This is a genomic window from Kaistella sp. 97-N-M2 (assembly GCF_021513235.1).
Lineage (GTDB): Bacteria > Bacteroidota > Bacteroidia > Flavobacteriales > Weeksellaceae > Kaistella.
Map to the genome: position 1 here is coordinate 1,012,290 of NZ_CP090976.1, position 16,919 is coordinate 1,029,208.

The window sequence follows — 16,919 nt, forward strand, 5'->3', positions numbered from 1 at the left end:
AATAATTAATAAAGAATAAAAATATGTCAAAAGCGATTTCGCAAGTTCCTTATGCAGTCAACGAGCCGGTAAGAACTTATGAACCAGGCTCCGATGAAGTAAAATCCTTAATTTCCACCTACAAAAAGATGTGGAAAGAGAAGGCGGAAATTCCTATGATCATCAATGGCAAGGAAGTAAAAAGTGATAGTAAAGTGGCCATCAGTTCTCCGCAGGATCACCAACATGATCTGGGTTTTTACTACAAAGGAACCATGGAAAATGTTGACGATGCCATCATTTCTGCGCTCGCAGCGAAAGAAAACTGGAACAATATAGGGTGGGAACACCGTGCTGCTATTTTCCTGAAAGCGGCTGATCTCATCGCGGGACCATACCGCGACCGTTTAAATGCAGCCACGATGATTGGGCAGAGTAAAAATGTTCATCAGGCAGAAATTGATGCAGCCTGCGAATTTATCGATTTCCTCCGCTTCAATGTTGAATTTATGACGGAAATGTATAGCGAACAGCCGGTTTCCGACAGTGGAATCTGGAACCGCTCTGAGTACCGACCTTTAGAAGGTTTTTGTTTTGCGGTAACACCATTTAACTTTACGGCGATCGCCGGAAACCTTCCAACTTGTATGGCGATGATGGGAAATGTGGTGGTTTGGAAACCGTCTGACAAGCAGGTTCTTTCTGCAAAAGTTATTATGGAAGCCCTTATTGAAGCGGGTTTACCTGCCGGCGTCATCAATATGATATTTACAGACGGAAAAGATACCGCAGAAAAAGTAATGTCGCATCCGGACTTTGCAGGTCTCCATTTTACAGGTTCCACAAAAGTTTTCCAGGGAATGTGGAAGATGATCGGTGACAACATCCATCAGTATAAAACCTATCCTAGAATTGTGGGCGAAACCGGCGGAAAAGATTTTGTAGTGGCGCATCCTTCCGCAAATGTTGAAGCCGTGGCTACTGGTTTGGTTAGAGGATCATTCGAATATCAGGGACAAAAATGTTCCGCAGCTTCAAGAGCCTATATTCCGAAATCCATTTGGAACGACGTGAAAGCAGTAATGGAAGCCCAGTTGAAAACCGTAAAAATGGGAAGTCCGGAAGATCCTTCCAACTTCGTAAACGCAGTTATCGACAAAAATTCTTTCGAAAAATGTAAAGGTTATATTGAAAGAGCAGAAAAATCCGCAGATGCCGAAATTTTATTTGGCGGAAAATGTGACGACACAAAAGGCTGGTTTGTAGAACCGACGGTTATTTTAACAACCAACCCAAAATATGAGTCTATGACGGAAGAAATTTTCGGACCCATTCTTTCGGTTTACGTTTACGAAGATCAGGACTGGAAAGAAACATTGAAATTGGTAGATGAAACATCTCCATATTCCTTAACGGGAGCTGTTTTCGCCCAAGATCGGTATGCGATTGATGAAGCTTACAAAGCTTTGGAAAATGCAGCCGGAAACTTCTACATCAACGACAAACCAACTGGCGCAGTGGTAGGACAGCAGCCTTTCGGTGGCGCCCGGGCATCGGGAACCAATGATAAAGCCGGTTCTAAAATGAATTTGATGAGATGGGTTTCTGTACGAAGTATTAAAGAAACTTTCGTGTCTCCAAAAGATTACAAATATCCGTATTTAGGATAGAATCTTGATAAAATCTAAATCTAACTCTGCCCATTTAGGCAGAGTTTTTTACGTCTGAAACAGATCTTAATCATAAAAGAGGAATCTGCACTACTTCAACATAAAGTGAAAATCACTCCTTTTAACATAATTTTATGTTTTAAAATAAATCTGTGGCACGTTTTTTACCATTAAGAACGTATCAATTTAAATTTTTCAAAAACACTTAAAACTTAAAATTATGAGCACTAAAAAAAATGGACTTTTAGCTTTATTAGGACTTGGAGCATTAGCATGGTGGAAATATAAAAATTCTACAGCAGAAGAAAAACAAGCCGTAAAAGATACTTTGAATACAGCGAAAGACAACTTCAGTAAATTTGGAAGCGATTTAAAATCAAAAGCTTCAGATGTTGCTTCTCAGGTTCAAAACAAAGTTGATCAGGCGTCGACATCCGTAGAGAATTCTGCAAATCAAAACTAAAAATTATCTTTTTATATAATTAAGTAAGCCGTAACGTTTTAAACGCTACGGCTTTTTTACAGCAAAAATTCCCGAAAAATTTCGGGAATTACATTTTTATAAGGGAAATTAATTATTTAAGTAATGCGTCAAAAGTATCGCCCTGGCGAATATCTCCCGTGTTGTATCCTTTCATAAACCAGTCTCTTCTTTGTGCCGAACTGCCGTGCGTAAAGCCCTCCTGATTCACATAACCCTGAGAACGTTTCTGAATATTATCATCGCCAACTGCTTCGGCTGCCGAAATTGCAGATTCGATATCTCCCGGCTCCAGAAACTGCTCGCGGTTATCGGTTTGTTTCGCCCACAATCCTGCATAAAAATCTGCCTGAAGTTCGGTTGCTACAGAAACCCTGTTCATTTCTGCTTCCGAATATCTGCCGCTCGCGCGTAACTGATCCACTTTCTGAGTTGTGCCCAGTAAGGTTTGCACATGGTGACCAATTTCGTGCGCCATAACGTATGCAATGGAAAACTCCGTGACTTTGGCGCCGAAGCGCTGTTCGAGCTCTTTAAAGAAACTCATATCCATATACACCGTTTGATCCGCCGGACAGTAGAAAGGTCCCATTGCCGCCTGGGCAGGACCACAGCCCGACTGCGTTGCGTTTTCAAACATTACAACCTTCGGTGCGCGGTACTGCATGCCGTTTTCCTGAAAAACTTTCGTCCAGGTTCTTTCGGTCTCCGCGGTGACCATGGAGACAAAATCGCTTACTTTTAATTCGGCCGCCGTTAGATCGCGTTGTTCGGTCTGTTGTGCAGGGCCCGATCCTGAAGAAAGAATGGCCGAGGGATCACCACCCAGAAAAAATATAATCGCAGCTATGATAAGGGTACCAAGACCGCCGCCCACCATCATTCCGCCACCACCGCCACTTCCGCGCCGGTCATCAACGTTTCCGCTTCTGTTATTTGTCCATTTCATACTGAATATTTTTGTTTTTTTATTTAGAATTAAAATTACGAAAATTTTTATTTGTTTAACTTGTTTTCTTTCAGCCAATAACTCGTCGACTGGTAGGCAGAAACCGTTTCATTAACTAAATAGCCGGTATTTTTTTGAAGCAGCGTTTCATCATAGAAAAGTTTAAAATTATCGGGCAAATCAGATTTTTGTAATGTCAAAGAATATTGTTTTACTTTTCTTGTGGGCGAAATTATGGTGAGATAATTATCTTTAATCAAACCCAAATCCTGATAGGTTGCTACGTAGGCTTTGGGCTGAAAATTTTCTGTGAAAACATCCTGACCCAAGAACTGAGATTCGTAGTTAAAATTCAAAAGGCCAAACAGCGTGGGCATCACATCAATCTGGGACATCAGTTGATTAAACTGCTGTGGCGCGATAAAGCCTTCAGAAAAAATCATCGCAGGAATCCGGTATTTATCCATTGGAAGTTCCGTCTTTCCCGCACTGGACGCACAATGATCCGATATAATTACAAAAACAGTATTTGGGTACCAACTCTGCTTTTTCGCCATTTCGAAGAACTTCCGCAACGAATAATCAGTGTATTTCACACCGCCATCGCGGGATTTCGCATCGCCGGGAATATCGATTTTACCTTCGGGATAGGTAAACGGACGGTGGTTCGACACCGTCATCCAATGGTTGAAGAAGGGTTTTCCGGACTTTGCTTCAGCATTCATCACCTGAATGGCCTTTTTTGCCATATCTTCATCAGCCACGCCCCAAACGTTTGAAAAACTTATTTCTTTCGGGATAAAATTATTTCGGTCCACAATATCGTATCCGTTTCCTTTGTAGAAATCCTCCATATTATCGAAGTAGCTGTAACCGCCGTAGAGGAATTTCACGTCGTAGCCCTTTGATTTAAAGACGCTTCCTGTTGTAAACTTATTTTTATTGTTTTCTCTTTTGATGATGCTTTCTCCGGCGGTGGGCGGGATACATAGCGTTAAGGCTTCCAAACCGCGTACGGTTCGGTTTCCCGTTGCATAAACATTCGTAAACATCAACGATTTGTCGGCTAAACTGTCCAGAAACGGCGTTATGTTTTTCGTATTTCCGTAGTGCGCAAGATATTCTGCAGACAGACTTTCAATGGAAATTAAAACTACATTTTTGCGGGTTTCGGGATTTGAAGAAATTATAGTTCTTCTTAATGTTGGTGGATTAAACTGTTTTAAAAATGTTTTTTCCGCAACTTCCTGATTTAAGGTAGGATAAAACTGAAAAAAATCGAGTTCGTTATGGGTGAAAGCATGATAAAATTTCGGTAATCCATTTGCCTGAATCTGTTCCGAAAACGTGTTTTCCGATTTTAAAGCATCTAATTTCGGAACCACAAGCAAACTAATTCTACATAAAAGAATGAACGTACTGAGAAGAATCAATTTCTGCCTGAAGCTTGGCAGCGTTAGAAGTTCATTTTTTGTCTTTTTATAAATCACCCACGTCACCGCTAACGTTAATCCTAAAATCGCTGAAAACAGCGGAATAATGGGATAACTTTCCATAATGTTGCCGATGACCTCATTCGTATAAATTAAATAATCAACGGCGATAAAATTGTAACGGACACCGAACTCATTCCAGAAAAAATATTCGCTGACGCCATTAAAAATAATCGCCATCACATAAAGAAATAAAGTGATAAAATACAGAACGTTACGGATTCTAATTCTTTGCAGGGGCAGGAAAAGCATCAAACCGAAAAGCACGGTTTTTAGCCCGATAAAAGACATGGCTATTTTTGGAAAAGCACCGCCATACTGTCTGAAAATATTTCCGGGGACAAATGCCGTGTATATAAAAGCCAGGGCGAAGAGGCCGAAAATAATATAACCGTAAGGTTTTTTGTATTTGGAATTGGAAAGAAAGAGAAAGTACAAAGCCAAAATGCTGCTCGCCAAAACAAAAACCAAGATATCGGTGAGCAAACCCACCGCTACGATTTTAATGACTTCAAAAAAGCCGAAACTGGCATTGGTAATGGGATGAAAGAAGAATATAACTCTTAAAATAAGGGAAATAAACAGATAGAAAATTCCGAGGTAGAGAAACGGTTTAATTTTTTTGATGTCCATTTTTTAACTTTTAATCGATATGCCGGGCGAGAAACGTTCAAAAGATTTACAAAGTACCAAAACCGATATATGCCTTTCTTTCGGAAAGATTTTTTTTGAAGTCGATCATCTGCAAAGCGGTGACGCCGGCTTCAATTCCTTTATTGCCAAGACTTCCGCCGCTTCTCGCGATGGACTGTTCCTTGGTATCATCGGTTAAAAGACAAAAAATTGTAGGTACATCTGTTAAAATATTGCAGTCCTTAATGCCTTGTGCAACCGCGGAACACACATAATCGAAATGCGGCGTTTCGCCCCGAATTACACATCCGATGGCGATAACAGCATCGAAAATTCCCTCTTTACACAACTGCATGGAGGCATAATTGAGCTCAAAAGCGCCGGGCACTTTAAAAATTTTGATGTTTTTTTCGCTTACGCCTTCTGCTTTAAGCACTTCCAGCGCGCCATCGCGGAGATTATGGGTTACAAAATCATTCCATTCTGAAACAACGATGCCAATTCTAAAAGAACCGGCATCATTAATTTGTAATGGTTTGTAATCTGAAAGATTTACAGTTGCCATTTTATGTTATTTTTGTTTAGTAATATTTTACCATTTCGATATAGGAATCGGACATACCGTTATCGTAATCCTGATATTTTTCGTCGATGGTGGAGAAGTATTTTTTAGCTTCTGCCTTCTTTTTCAAGGCCAAAGCAACCAATCCGGCTTTTCTTGTAAAATAGTAAGAAGTATAAGGATCGTCTGAAGCGGAAGTGGCTTTATCTAAAAGCGACAGCGCGTCGTCATCTTTATTAAGATTTGCCTGGCAATCTGCCATTGCGCCATATTTCAATGCCATTAAAACGTCATTTTTAGAGGAAAATTTATCCAGTAAATCGTACGCTTCCTGGTATTTCCCTTCTTTAAATTTCAAAAGGCCAGCGTTGTACGCGGAAAGTTTTCCAACTTTGGTTTCGGAATAATCGTTGTAAGTTCCTACATAGCCTGGATTTGCAGCAGTTTTCCCACCTAAAGCCAGTTCGTCTTTCCCGTCTGCCAGATTTTTCTGCGCAGCAAGATAACTTAGCGTCGCCTCTTCATTTCTTGGTCCAACATAAAATTGTTGATAAGCAAAATAGCCCAATACTGCCAAAACCAACGCGCCGAAAACAATCATTAGCGTTTTTGCGTGTTTCTCCACAAACCTTTCAGTATCCAGTGCACCTCGGTCCAGGTCTTTGAAAACCTCTACAGTTTCCTTCCCTTCCATCTCTTTTTTGCTCGTGTGCGATGCTTGTTTTGCCATAATTTTAATAAAAATTGAAGTGCAAATTTAACTGTTTTTGAACGATTTACAAAATTATGTCTGAAAAAACATTTTTTTTAAAATTTACGGTCCAATCAGTTAAATAATCGCTTCATATAAAAGCGTTTATATGTATTTAATAGTTTAGAAGAGAATAAATTTCGGCGTTAAAGGGTTGCAATCTTTGATCGCCGTTCAGCGCTTTTAACGCAATTAGGAAACTGAACTGCGAAACGATTGCGCCCTGTTTTTCAACCAGCCTGGCCGCAGCTTCGGTTGTCCCGCCGGTTGCCAAAAGATCGTCGTGAACCAGAATTCTTTGTCCGGGTTTTATCTGTCCTGTTCGCATTTCAATTTCGGAAGATCCGTATTCGAGATCGTATTTTTGCGCAACGAAGGGTGGCGGCAATTTCCCCTTTTTTCGAATAAGTATGAAAGGTACTTGTAGCGCGACGGCAATGGCAATACCAAAAAGATACCCGCGACTTTCGATGCCACAAACGGCGTCAACTTTGCCACGGCTGAAATTCGCGAGGTCTTCGATGACGTCTTCGTACAATTTAGGATTGAGAAAGATAGGCGTGATGTCTTTGAACTGAATTCCCGGTTTCGGAAAATCCGCAATATTCTCAATGGTATTTTCCAGTTGACGGATAAGGTCGGGGTGGCTCATATTAGTTGATTTTGTAACTCGCGATCTTCCACTCGCCGTTTATATTTTTTAAACCAAATGTAACCTGCAAAGCAGTTGTTTTGCCGGATTTATCGGTTACATCGTAGGTTGCGTTTACGCTGGCAGCGTTTGCCGTGGAGCTGGTAGTGGATATATTTTTCACGTTGATGCTTTTCACACCGCCAAATCCGGAAGTAGGATTAGAGAAATTCTCATAAGAACCCCAGTTCGGATTGTCGGCGGTATCGTAGGCCCCTTTCAAGTTCTGCGTACTCAGACTGTTTAAAAAACGAGTTACGCTGTTTTTGGGATCTCCGGAAGCCGCGACGGTTGGTGTTGCCGCATCCGGCGTGGTTACCGCTGGATTTAAGGTTGGATCTTCCACGGTTACATTGGCCGGATTCTCGGCAGGATTTCCCGCAGGCATCAAAAGAGCCTTTGGATTAACAACTACACCGATTTTCGACATTTTGAATGTTTTTTTTGTGGTTTTAACCGAAACGGTGATGTCGATTTTATTATCGACTATTTTTTGGGCGGGCAGCGAGGCAAATCTCAAATTAAAACCTTTGAAATTATTGTCCTGCATTAAATTTTTTGAAGTCAGGATCCGGTTGCCATTGCTGAAAACTTCGAGAACCGCTTCTAAACCAGCGCCAGAAAACGCAATCGCTTTGCCTGATGCATCTACGAGTCGCGGCACAATTTGCAAAGATTTCGGACCTAAAATGCTGTCAACCGCCATCGGGTTCGCCGCAATGTTTAATGAACTCGCGGAAATGTCGTTCGGATCTGATTCTTTTGCAAGGTCATTGCCAAAAATATTCATTTCTCCTAAAGACGGCGGACCGGTACTGGTCCACTCGATGCCGTTTTTTTGTGCAACCTGATCTGCGAGCACCAAAATATCCGGTACTTTTTTGCCGTTAATAATTTTTCCTAAAGCTTTGAGTTCGCTTTCATCACCTTCCGCCTCGACGCCAAAAGTTTTCAGAATATACAGTGCCTCATTAAATTTTACCTGCTGCAAAGTATTTAAACTGGACGCCATATCGTTAATGCTGGACTGCAACGTGCGGGTTGTGGTTGCATCGACGTGATCCTTTTTGCAGGACAGTACAATAAAGCCAAAAAGCAGTAAAAACAAAACTCGTTTCATAATTGGTGGTTTATACAAATTTAACAAAAATCCCGACATAGCGCCGGGATTATAAATTGAAAGAATAGGTGGTCCTGTTTAGAACGGATATTCGTATATTTTCGATTCCTTCAAGAAAGGATTTCCCACAGGAATGAGTTGTAATTTCGAAAGTGCGGTTAAAACCACAAATATAAATGATCCTAATCCAAATAGAATGGAACCGACGTTTAGTAATAATACTTCCGGAGTCTTCCAGAACGGACCAACAGTTCCGGGCATTACCATATTGAAATACACCAATAACTGTCCGCAGATTACGATTACTGCCATCACAGATACTACGGTATAATTTCTTTTGATGCTGGAACTTACCATAACCGCTAACGGCGTTAAGAAGTTCATTATCAAAATAATAAAGAAGATACTTTTGTAATACTGGAAGCGGCCAAAGAAATAATTTACCTCTTCCGGAACGTTGGCATACCAATATAACATAAACTGCGCAAAGAAGGTATACGTCCAAAGCATACTTAAAGCGAACAGGTAAACCCCAAGGTCGTGCAGGTGATTATCGTTAAACTGCGGAAGAATTCCTTTTTTCTTTAAATAAACACAGATGAGTATAATTACTGCTAAAGAGGAGGCCCATGCACTTACCATAGCATACCAGATATACATGGTAGAATACCAGTGCGGATCAATACTCATTAACCAATCCCAAGCCCAGGCTGCAGAAGCAAACCCGAAGAAAGCGATATAGCCGATGTTCCAGCTGTAATAGTTCGCGTAGTCTTTTCTGCTTTTGGTTTCATCTACTTTTTTGGAAAGAGATTTCAGTTTCCAGGCGAAGAATGAGGCTCCAAGCACATAAATTAAGGTTCGGATTGCGTAAAAAGGAATATTTAGAAATCGCTTCTTTTCGAAAAGAATAGGATCGAAATTTTTATCTCCTTGTGTGGTTAATTCGGGATCCATCCAATGGAAAATATGACCTACGTGCGTAATATTTAAAACCATAAGAATCACAACAAGTGCGCCGGCATAGGGAATGAACGAAGCTACAGCCTCCATCACCCGTAAAATAATAATCGACCAACCCGCATGCGAAGCATTTTGAATGCTGTAGAAAAAGAGGGCACAACAGCTGAGCGCAAACAAAAATACGGCTACCGTATGAATGGCTGCCAGAGGCTGATTATGAACCTGGAGTTTTGCGTGTTCCAAATGTGCCGCATGATCCTGCGGACCCACCATTTCACTTGAATTGGCAGGAGCGTGATTTCCGCCGGCATGCGCTGCCTCCATCATATGTTCAATTCGGGCATCATCCATCCCGTGGTTCATCAAATAACCTGCTCCGAAAAGCACTAATCCCAGAACGATGAATATGATTGAATATAATCTTAATTTAGGTGAAAAACTATACATTTTTTAATACTTTTTATTTTTTAGGACTAGTCGTTACACTTGCTGTGGCGCTTCCGGAGGCAGGCTCGGCGGATGACGGAGCTGTGGCGGTATCTGTTGTAGCTGATGCGGGTGCTGCTGCAGGATTCATTCCTCCTTTAAAGGCACTCATTACATACATTGCAACTCTCCATCGGTCACCAGGTGTTAGCTGTCCCGCGTAGGAACCCATTGCGTTTCTTCCGTTGGTAAGGACGTAATGTACCGACCCAACCGTAATGTCTCTGTCCGCATATTTTGGTACACCGGAATAAGCTCCACTTACTACGATAGGACCTTGCCCGTCTCCACCAGTTCCGTGGCAGGCGGCACATGTTTTATCGTACAAGCCTTTACCTCTTTCGATATCTTTGGCCTGATTAGCCGAATTTAACGGTGCTGAAGCGATTAATTTTGAAGCGTCGTAGCCTCCGTTGTATTCGTCGGGAGCCATCGCAGTGTTCATCGCCATATCATCAACGCCATCTTTATTTTGAGCAACGGTACCGTTAACAGGACCTAATCCTGTGGCGCCGTTGTTCTTAACAAATGCAGGGATTTCGTTTTCACGGTCAGAATAAGCGTCGCTTGCTTTCATTAAAGGATCATACGCGACCGGAAAATACATATCGGGAAAATAAACCAAAGGTGGATTTTCTTTGCTACAAGAACTTAAGGAAAATGCTGCAAAGCCTAAGACTGCTGTAATTTTAATTATATTCTTTGTCATCATTTTACGCATCTTTTACAGTTATTTCTTCAACTCCGGTATCCATCAGGATTTGTTTAACTGCATCAACGTCGTCAGTTAAAAATTCCATCATGAATTTATCATCCGTAGTTCTCGGATCTGGGTTTTGAGGCGGGCATCCCGGATACATTTTATTTCTTATCAAAAAAGTAAGCGACATCATGTGAGCTGCGCAGAAAACCATCAGTTCGAACATTGGAACCACGAATGCCGGCATGTTGTGTGCCCAGTCGAAAGCCGGTTTACCCCCAATATTCTGCGGCCAGTCATGGTTCATAGTATACCAGGTAACCAAAGTTCCTATTGTTAATCCGTATACTGCGTAAATAAAAGCAGCATCTGAGATTCTTGTTTTTCTTAAACCTAAAGCTTTGTCCAGACCGTGAACCGGAAACGGAGTATAGACTTCGTTAATCGCAATTCCTTTGTCATTAAAAGCGTGTACACCGTTTAACAAATCGTCATCGTCGGCATAAATACCAAATACTTTTTTAGTGGTGCTCATCTTCTTCTTCTTTTGCTTTATAAGTTTCACCTGATATTTTCAAAATAGTCTTCAATTCTGCCTGTGCAATTACAGGGAACGTTCTTGCGTATAATAAAAACAGTACTCCAAAAATCCTATTGTTCCTAAGAACACTCCAACGTCAATAATCGAGGGTTTAAACATCGTCCACGAACTTGGTAAATAATCGCGGGAAATATTGATTACGATAATATCAAACCTTTCGAACCACATCCCGATATTAATAATTAAGGCAATAATAAAGGTTGCGATAATATTTGTTCTTACTTTTTTGAACCAGAATAATGCAGGAACAATTAAATTACAGGTAATCAATGCCCAGAACGCCCACCAGTAAGGACCGGTTGCTGCACCTGGAGAAAGATAGGTGAAATCTTCGTATCTGGAACCTGAATACCAGCCGATGAAATACTCTGTACCATACGCCACTGTTACCATACCACCGGTGATGATGATGACGATATTCATGATTTCGATGTGATACATGGTAATATAATCTTCAAGGTGACAAACTTTTCTTGCTACTAACAATAAGGTTTGTACCATTGCAAATCCGGAGAAAACTGCGCCGGCAACAAAGTACGGCGGATAGATTGTGGAGTGCCATCCTTTGATAACCGATGTTGCAAAGTCAAAGGATACCGTGGTGTGTACGGAGAATACCAAAGGCGTCGCCAAACCGGCCAATACCAAGGATAATTCTTCGAAACGCTGCCAGTGTTTTGCTTTACCACCCCATCCAAAAGCAAGGAAGGTGTAGATTCTTTTCGTCCATGGTGTTTTTGCACGGTCACGGATCATCGCAAAGTCAGGAATTAACCCCATAAACCAAAATACGGTTGATACGGAGAAATAGGTTGAGATTGCAAATACGTCCCAAAGTAAAGGAGAGTTAAAGTTAGTCCATAAAGATCCAAATTGATTTGGTAGAGGGAAAACCCAGTATCCTACCCAAACTCTACCCATGTGAATTACAGGGAAAATCGCTGCCTGAACAACGGCAAAAATCGTCATCGCCTCCGCAGAACGGTTAACGGACATTCTCCATCTTTGTCTAAATAACAAGAGTACCGCAGAGATTAAGGTTCCGGCGTGACCGATCCCTACCCACCAAACGAAATTGGTAATATCCCATCCCCAGTTGTTGGTCCTGTTTAGTCCCCATGCACCAATACCGGTACCAATGGTATAAGCGATACAACCGAATCCATAAAGGAAAAGGGCTAAGGCGATCCAAAAGGAAACCCACCATAATTTTCCTGCTCTTTCCTCGATAGGTCTTGCGATATCTTCTGAGATATCGTGATAAGTCTTATGACCAATAATTAAAGGTTCCCTTATCGGAGCTTCGTAGTGTCCTGACATCTTTTACCTATTTATTATTTAAACGTTATTTTCTTTTCTGTTTCTTACTTTGGTGTGGTAGAAAACGTTTGGCTTCGTACCAATTTCTTCCAGCAAAGTATATCGTCTGTTCGTGCTGTAAAGCGCTCTTACTTTGGAAGTCTTATCGTTCATATCTCCAAAAGTAAAGGCTCCCGTAGGACATGCGTTAACACATGCAGTAGAGAATTCGCCGTCTTTTACAACTCGTCCGTCTTTCTTCGCTTCCAAAATAGTGTTCTGAGTCATTTGCATACACATCGAACATTTTTCCATTACCCCACGAGTTCTTACAACAACATCGGGGTTTAAAACCATTCTTCCTAAATCATTATTTTGATTGAAGTCGAACTTATCGTTCAGGTTATAAGTAAACCAGTTGAATCTTCTAACTTTATACGGACAGTTGTTCGCACAATATCTTGTACCGATACATCTGTTATAAGCCATTTGATTTTGCCCCTGCTTACCGTGTGAAGTCGCCGCTACCGGACAAACAGTTTCACAAGGCGCGTGGTTACAGTGCTGACACATTACCGGCTGGAAAATAACATCGGGGTTATTCGCCGGGTGATTTAAGATACCGCTTTCCTTATCAAGAAAATGACCATACATTCCCGGAACATTCAGGTCTGCCGCAATGGCTTCTTCCTGAGATAGTTTGCTGTCTTTGTTCGTATCAACATCAGCAGGGATATCTGTAGAGTAGTAACGGTCAATTCTTAACCAGAACATATCGCGGGACATTCTTACTTCATCTTTCCCGACAACAGGAACATTATTTTCTGCCTGACAAGCGATAACGCAAGCGCCACAACCTGTACATGAATTTAAATCTACTGATAAATTAAAGTGAGGACCGTCGGCATCATCGAAGGCATCCCAAAGGTCAATCTTGCCTGCGGGCATTGCTCCGTTGATGGTATGATATTCCAAAGGCTTGTTCCAACCTAATTTCTCGTCGTCAAATGTTACATTTAAGAAAGTATCCAAAGGAACTTCTCTCGCGATCTCGTAACGACCCATCAAGGTATTTTGAAGCTGCATTCCCGCAAATTCGTGATCTTCGCCCGTTTTTTCAATTTTTACATTGGATAAAACTGAATTTAACCCATCAAATAAAGGATAAGCATTCACTCCGGTTTCCGCTACTTTACCGGATAATTTTTTACCATATCCTAAAGCGAGACCTAAAGAGCCATCAGCCTGTCCTGGCTGAATATATATGGGAACATCTTTTAAGGTAATTCCGTTTACTGTTACGTTAACAACAGAACCACCCAACTGCATTCTCGCATTAAGGTCGTTTTCTAAACCTAGTTTTTTTGCATCTGAAGGAGAGACCGTCAAATAATTATCCCACGTTAATCTTGTAATTGGATCTGGTAATTCCTGCAACCAAGGGTTGTTCGCCTGAGTTCCGTCGCCGATTGCGGTTTTCGTATATAAAGATAATTCTAAATCCGAAGCTTTGAAGGCTCCTAATTCTGTAATCGCCTGTTGTGCGTTACCGCCTGCATAAGAAAGTCCGGTGGTGTTACCACCTTCCATCACACCATTGTACAGGGCTTTATTGAAACTTGTACCGCCAATCATTGTGGCAGCATTTGCTTTTAAATAATCGTAATAGTTGTTCGCAGGATTTCCTTTTCCGTTCATCCAAACCAGTAAGGAATCTTCAATCTGTCTGGACTTAAAGATCTTTTGAATGGTAGGCTGCATCAAAGTATACACACCGGTCTGCGGAGTCATATCGCCCCAAGATTCTAACCAGTTGGCGACCGGAATTACCGCTTTCGCCGCTTTATAGAGGTCGTTTTTCTTATCTGTTACGGCGATAACGTACGGAACTTTTGCTAAAGATTTTTTAAAATCCTCGCCTCTGTTGCTGGAGTAAATCGGGTTCACGTTGTTCGCGATTAAAACGCCAACCTGCCCGGAATTCATCCAACTTAAAAATTCCTGATATCTTGCGCCGTCAAACTCTTTAAGGAAACTTGCTTTTCCTGTTAAAGCATTTGAGGCTAATTTTTGATTGATTAAATGGGCTAAAACATACGCGCCTTTCGACCCGTCGCCGAATACAACAGCGTTGCTTCCTTTTGCCTGTAATTCTTTTACAATTTCCGCGGCTTCTTTGCTTGTAGCACCACCGTTAAGACCATTATAAACTTCGATAAGAACTTTGTTAACCGCACTTGGCTTTAACTGAACTCTTGTATCGGCATTTGCTCCGGTTAAAGACATGTTCGATTCGATCTGGATATGTCTCATCATATTCGGACCCGGCTTTCTCGCAACCGCATAAGAAGTTTCAAGGGAAGCTCCACTGTAATCGCCTAAGAAATCAGCCTGAAAAGAAACAACCAGTTGTGTTTTCGATAAATCGTAAACGGGAAGAGCTCTTTGTCCGAAAACTTCCTGCGCTGCATCTAAAGCAGCAGTATGAGGAATTGCGTCGTAAGTAACTAATTCCGCAGTTGGATATTTGGCCTTGAACTCGCCGAATAATTTTTTGAAGGTTGGTGAAGGAAATGAGTGCGATAAAACAACAATTCGTTTACCGGCCGCCTGAGCTTCGGATAAACCTTTTAAAACGAAATCATCCACTTTATCAAAAGTTTCGTCTTTTCCGTCCAGTTTAGGTTGTTTTACTTTATCGTTGTCATACAAAGACAACACAGCTGCCTGCGCGCGGGCATTTGTTTTGCCCAGTTCTTTTGCCAAAGGATTCGGCTCAATTTTTATAGGTCGCCCTTCTCTTGTTTTTACTAAAACGCTGGCAAAATCATGACCATCAAAGTAAGTGGTGGCATAATAATTAGGAATTCCGGGAATAATTTCGTGCGGTTTTACCACATACGGAATTGTTTTGATGACCGGTGCTTCACACGCAGCCAAAGTTACTGCCGCTGTAGAAAACCCTAAAAGTTTTAGGAAATCTCTTCGTGAAGTTCCAGAATCATTCGATTTTTCGTCGGCTAATAATTCGTCCACCGGAATTTCGTTCTGAAATTCTTTAAGAGCCAGCTTACCGTTTAAGCTCGGATCTTTCAGTTCGTGAATACTTCTGAATTGTATTTTATTTGAAGCCATTGATACTTCTAATTTTTTGTTATTAATAATGACATTTACCACACTCAAGACCGCCAATCGCATCTACCGTAATCTTGGTTCCTGAACCGTATTGTTTTTTCAACTTCTCGTGTAGATTTTTAAAGTACTCTTTATTATAACCGTTAGTCATATCAACTTCCGTCGTTCTGTGACATTCGATACACCAGCCCATTGTAAAGTCGTTTGCCATGTGCACCACATTCATGGTGTCGACTTGGCCGTGACAGGCTTTACAAACTACATCGATTTTGGCCGTAGGATTTTTCTGGTTGAAAGAACTTATAATGGCCTGCTCGCCGGCAACAACGTGTTGTGAGTGATTGAAGTACACAAAATCCGGCATATTGTGAATTCTGGTCCATTCAACCGGCTGCGTTTTTCCGGTATATTTTTGTGAGGCTGCGTCCCACCCTGTGGCCGCATAAATTTTTTGAATTTCGCCGTCGTAGAAAGCTTTGTCTTTTCCTGGCTCCATATATTTTCCGTTGTATTCAGAAATATTTCGGTGACAGTTCATACAAACATTCATGGATGGGATTTCGGAAACCTTGCCATATTTTGCGGAAGAGTGGCAAAGCTGACAGTCGATTTTATTTTCTCCTGCGTGAATCTTGTGGGAGAAGTAAATGGGTTGCTCCGGTTTGTAGCCTTTGTAGACACCGATCCACATGAGGGAATTCCAGATTCCGTAGGCTGCAAAAACAGCGAGTACCACCAAAAGGCCTTTCCCAACGAAACTGTATTTTCTGTAAAGATCTCCGAAGGAAATTGCTTTTTCAGCGTTAACGCCGGCTAATTCTTCGTTTTGCTGAAGTTTTACAAGTTGTCGCAATTTCAACAGCAACCAGAACAGAAGACCACCGATGGCAATCAACGAAATCAAAATCACTTTCGAATTCATGGAGTTACGTTGTGCTTCTTCAAGCGCTGCAACAGAATTTGTATCGGTAGAAGCTCCCGCGGCGTCCGCTGCAGGCTCGGCTGCTGGTGGATTAGTGGTGTATTCTAAAATGTCGTCAATATCCTTATCGGTAAGATTCGGAAACGCAAGCATTTCTGTTTTGTTGAACTTTTCGAAAATTTCATTGGCATACTTGTCGCCCGAAGCCCGTAGTGCTTTATTGTCTTTTATCCACTTATGTAACCAATCTGTGTCTAAATTTTGCTCTGTTTTTACCTTGTCTACAACGCCTCCAAGTGCAGGCCCTACAAGTTGCTTATCTAAAGCGTGACATGCGGTACAGTTAGCCTTGAAAAGCTTTTCACCGTTTTTTGCATCTCCCTGAGCGTAAATAGAAGCACTGGTCGACAGCAACAAACCTATTGCGATAAGACCTCTTTTGTAATGCTTTCTCCAACTAATCATTTATAAAATCTTGGGTTAG

General features: G+C 41.5%; 13 protein-coding genes and 1 pseudogene. 2 read left to right on the forward strand and 12 right to left on the reverse strand.

The window, feature by feature from the left end; translation table 11 throughout:
* Positions 1–23: 23 nt before the first annotated feature.
* Both pruA and L0B70_RS04855 read left to right on the forward strand, forming a co-directional pair.
* Positions 24–1,649 carry an L-glutamate gamma-semialdehyde dehydrogenase gene (gene pruA / locus L0B70_RS04850; protein ID WP_235143168.1) on the forward strand — a complete coding sequence of 542 codons (1,626 nt, stop codon included), beginning with the start codon at positions 24–26 and terminating at the stop codon, positions 1,647–1,649.
* A 220-nt stretch (positions 1,650–1,869) separates the two neighbouring features.
* Entirely contained in the window at positions 1,870–2,112 is a 243-nt protein-coding gene (locus L0B70_RS04855; RefSeq protein ID WP_235143169.1) for a YtxH domain-containing protein, read from the forward strand.
* Positions 2,113–2,224: 112 nt separating this feature from the next.
* Here the strand turns inward: L0B70_RS04855 and L0B70_RS04860 are convergent, their stop codons facing one another.
* From L0B70_RS04860 to L0B70_RS04915, 12 genes and pseudogenes are all read right to left on the reverse strand, one after another.
* Complete coding sequence (locus tag L0B70_RS04860; protein WP_235143170.1) at positions 2,225–3,079, reverse strand: neutral zinc metallopeptidase; 855 nt, start codon at positions 3,077–3,079, stop codon at positions 2,225–2,227.
* Positions 3,080–3,126: 47 nt separating this feature from the next.
* Positions 3,127–5,205 (reverse strand): LTA synthase family protein, encoded by a 2,079-nt coding sequence (locus tag L0B70_RS04865; RefSeq protein WP_235143171.1) that lies wholly within the window; start codon positions 5,203–5,205, stop codon positions 3,127–3,129.
* 46 nt (positions 5,206–5,251) lie between these two features.
* On the reverse strand, positions 5,252–5,770 hold the full coding sequence (gene ribH / locus L0B70_RS04870) for a 6,7-dimethyl-8-ribityllumazine synthase (RefSeq protein ID WP_235143172.1): 519 nt from the start codon (positions 5,768–5,770) through the stop codon (positions 5,252–5,254).
* A gap of 16 nt (positions 5,771–5,786) precedes the next feature.
* Positions 5,787–6,497 (reverse strand): tetratricopeptide repeat protein, encoded by a 711-nt coding sequence (locus L0B70_RS04875; RefSeq protein WP_235143173.1) that lies wholly within the window; start codon positions 6,495–6,497, stop codon positions 5,787–5,789.
* A 136-nt stretch (positions 6,498–6,633) separates the two neighbouring features.
* On the reverse strand, positions 6,634–7,170 hold the full coding sequence (locus tag L0B70_RS04880; RefSeq protein ID WP_235143174.1) for an adenine phosphoribosyltransferase: 537 nt from the start codon (positions 7,168–7,170) through the stop codon (positions 6,634–6,636).
* A gap of 1 nt (position 7,171) precedes the next feature.
* Positions 7,172–8,329 (reverse strand): hypothetical protein, encoded by a 1,158-nt coding sequence (locus L0B70_RS04885; protein ID WP_235143175.1) that lies wholly within the window; start codon positions 8,327–8,329, stop codon positions 7,172–7,174.
* Between the two features lie 78 nt (positions 8,330–8,407).
* Complete coding sequence (locus L0B70_RS04890; RefSeq protein WP_235143176.1) at positions 8,408–9,739, reverse strand: quinol:cytochrome C oxidoreductase; 1,332 nt, start codon at positions 9,737–9,739, stop codon at positions 8,408–8,410.
* Between the two features lie 13 nt (positions 9,740–9,752).
* Entirely contained in the window at positions 9,753–10,487 is a 735-nt protein-coding gene (locus L0B70_RS04895; RefSeq protein WP_235143553.1) for a cytochrome c, read from the reverse strand.
* Between the two features lie 4 nt (positions 10,488–10,491).
* Positions 10,492–11,013 (reverse strand): DUF3341 domain-containing protein, encoded by a 522-nt coding sequence (locus L0B70_RS04900; protein WP_235143177.1) that lies wholly within the window; start codon positions 11,011–11,013, stop codon positions 10,492–10,494.
* Positions 11,000–12,399, reverse strand: a pseudogene (nrfD, locus tag L0B70_RS04905) (NrfD/PsrC family molybdoenzyme membrane anchor subunit). Before nrfD ends, L0B70_RS04900 begins: the two are co-directional and overlap by 14 nt.
* A gap of 18 nt (positions 12,400–12,417) precedes the next feature.
* The gene (locus L0B70_RS04910) at positions 12,418–15,513 is read right to left on the reverse strand and encodes a TAT-variant-translocated molybdopterin oxidoreductase (protein ID WP_235143178.1); all 3,096 of its coding nucleotides are present in this window, start codon (positions 15,511–15,513) and stop codon (positions 12,418–12,420) included.
* Positions 15,514–15,535: 22 nt separating this feature from the next.
* Positions 15,536–16,900 carry a c-type cytochrome gene (locus L0B70_RS04915; RefSeq protein WP_235143179.1) on the reverse strand — a complete coding sequence of 455 codons (1,365 nt, stop codon included), beginning with the start codon at positions 16,898–16,900 and terminating at the stop codon, positions 15,536–15,538.
* Between the last annotated feature and the right edge of the window lie 19 nt (positions 16,901–16,919).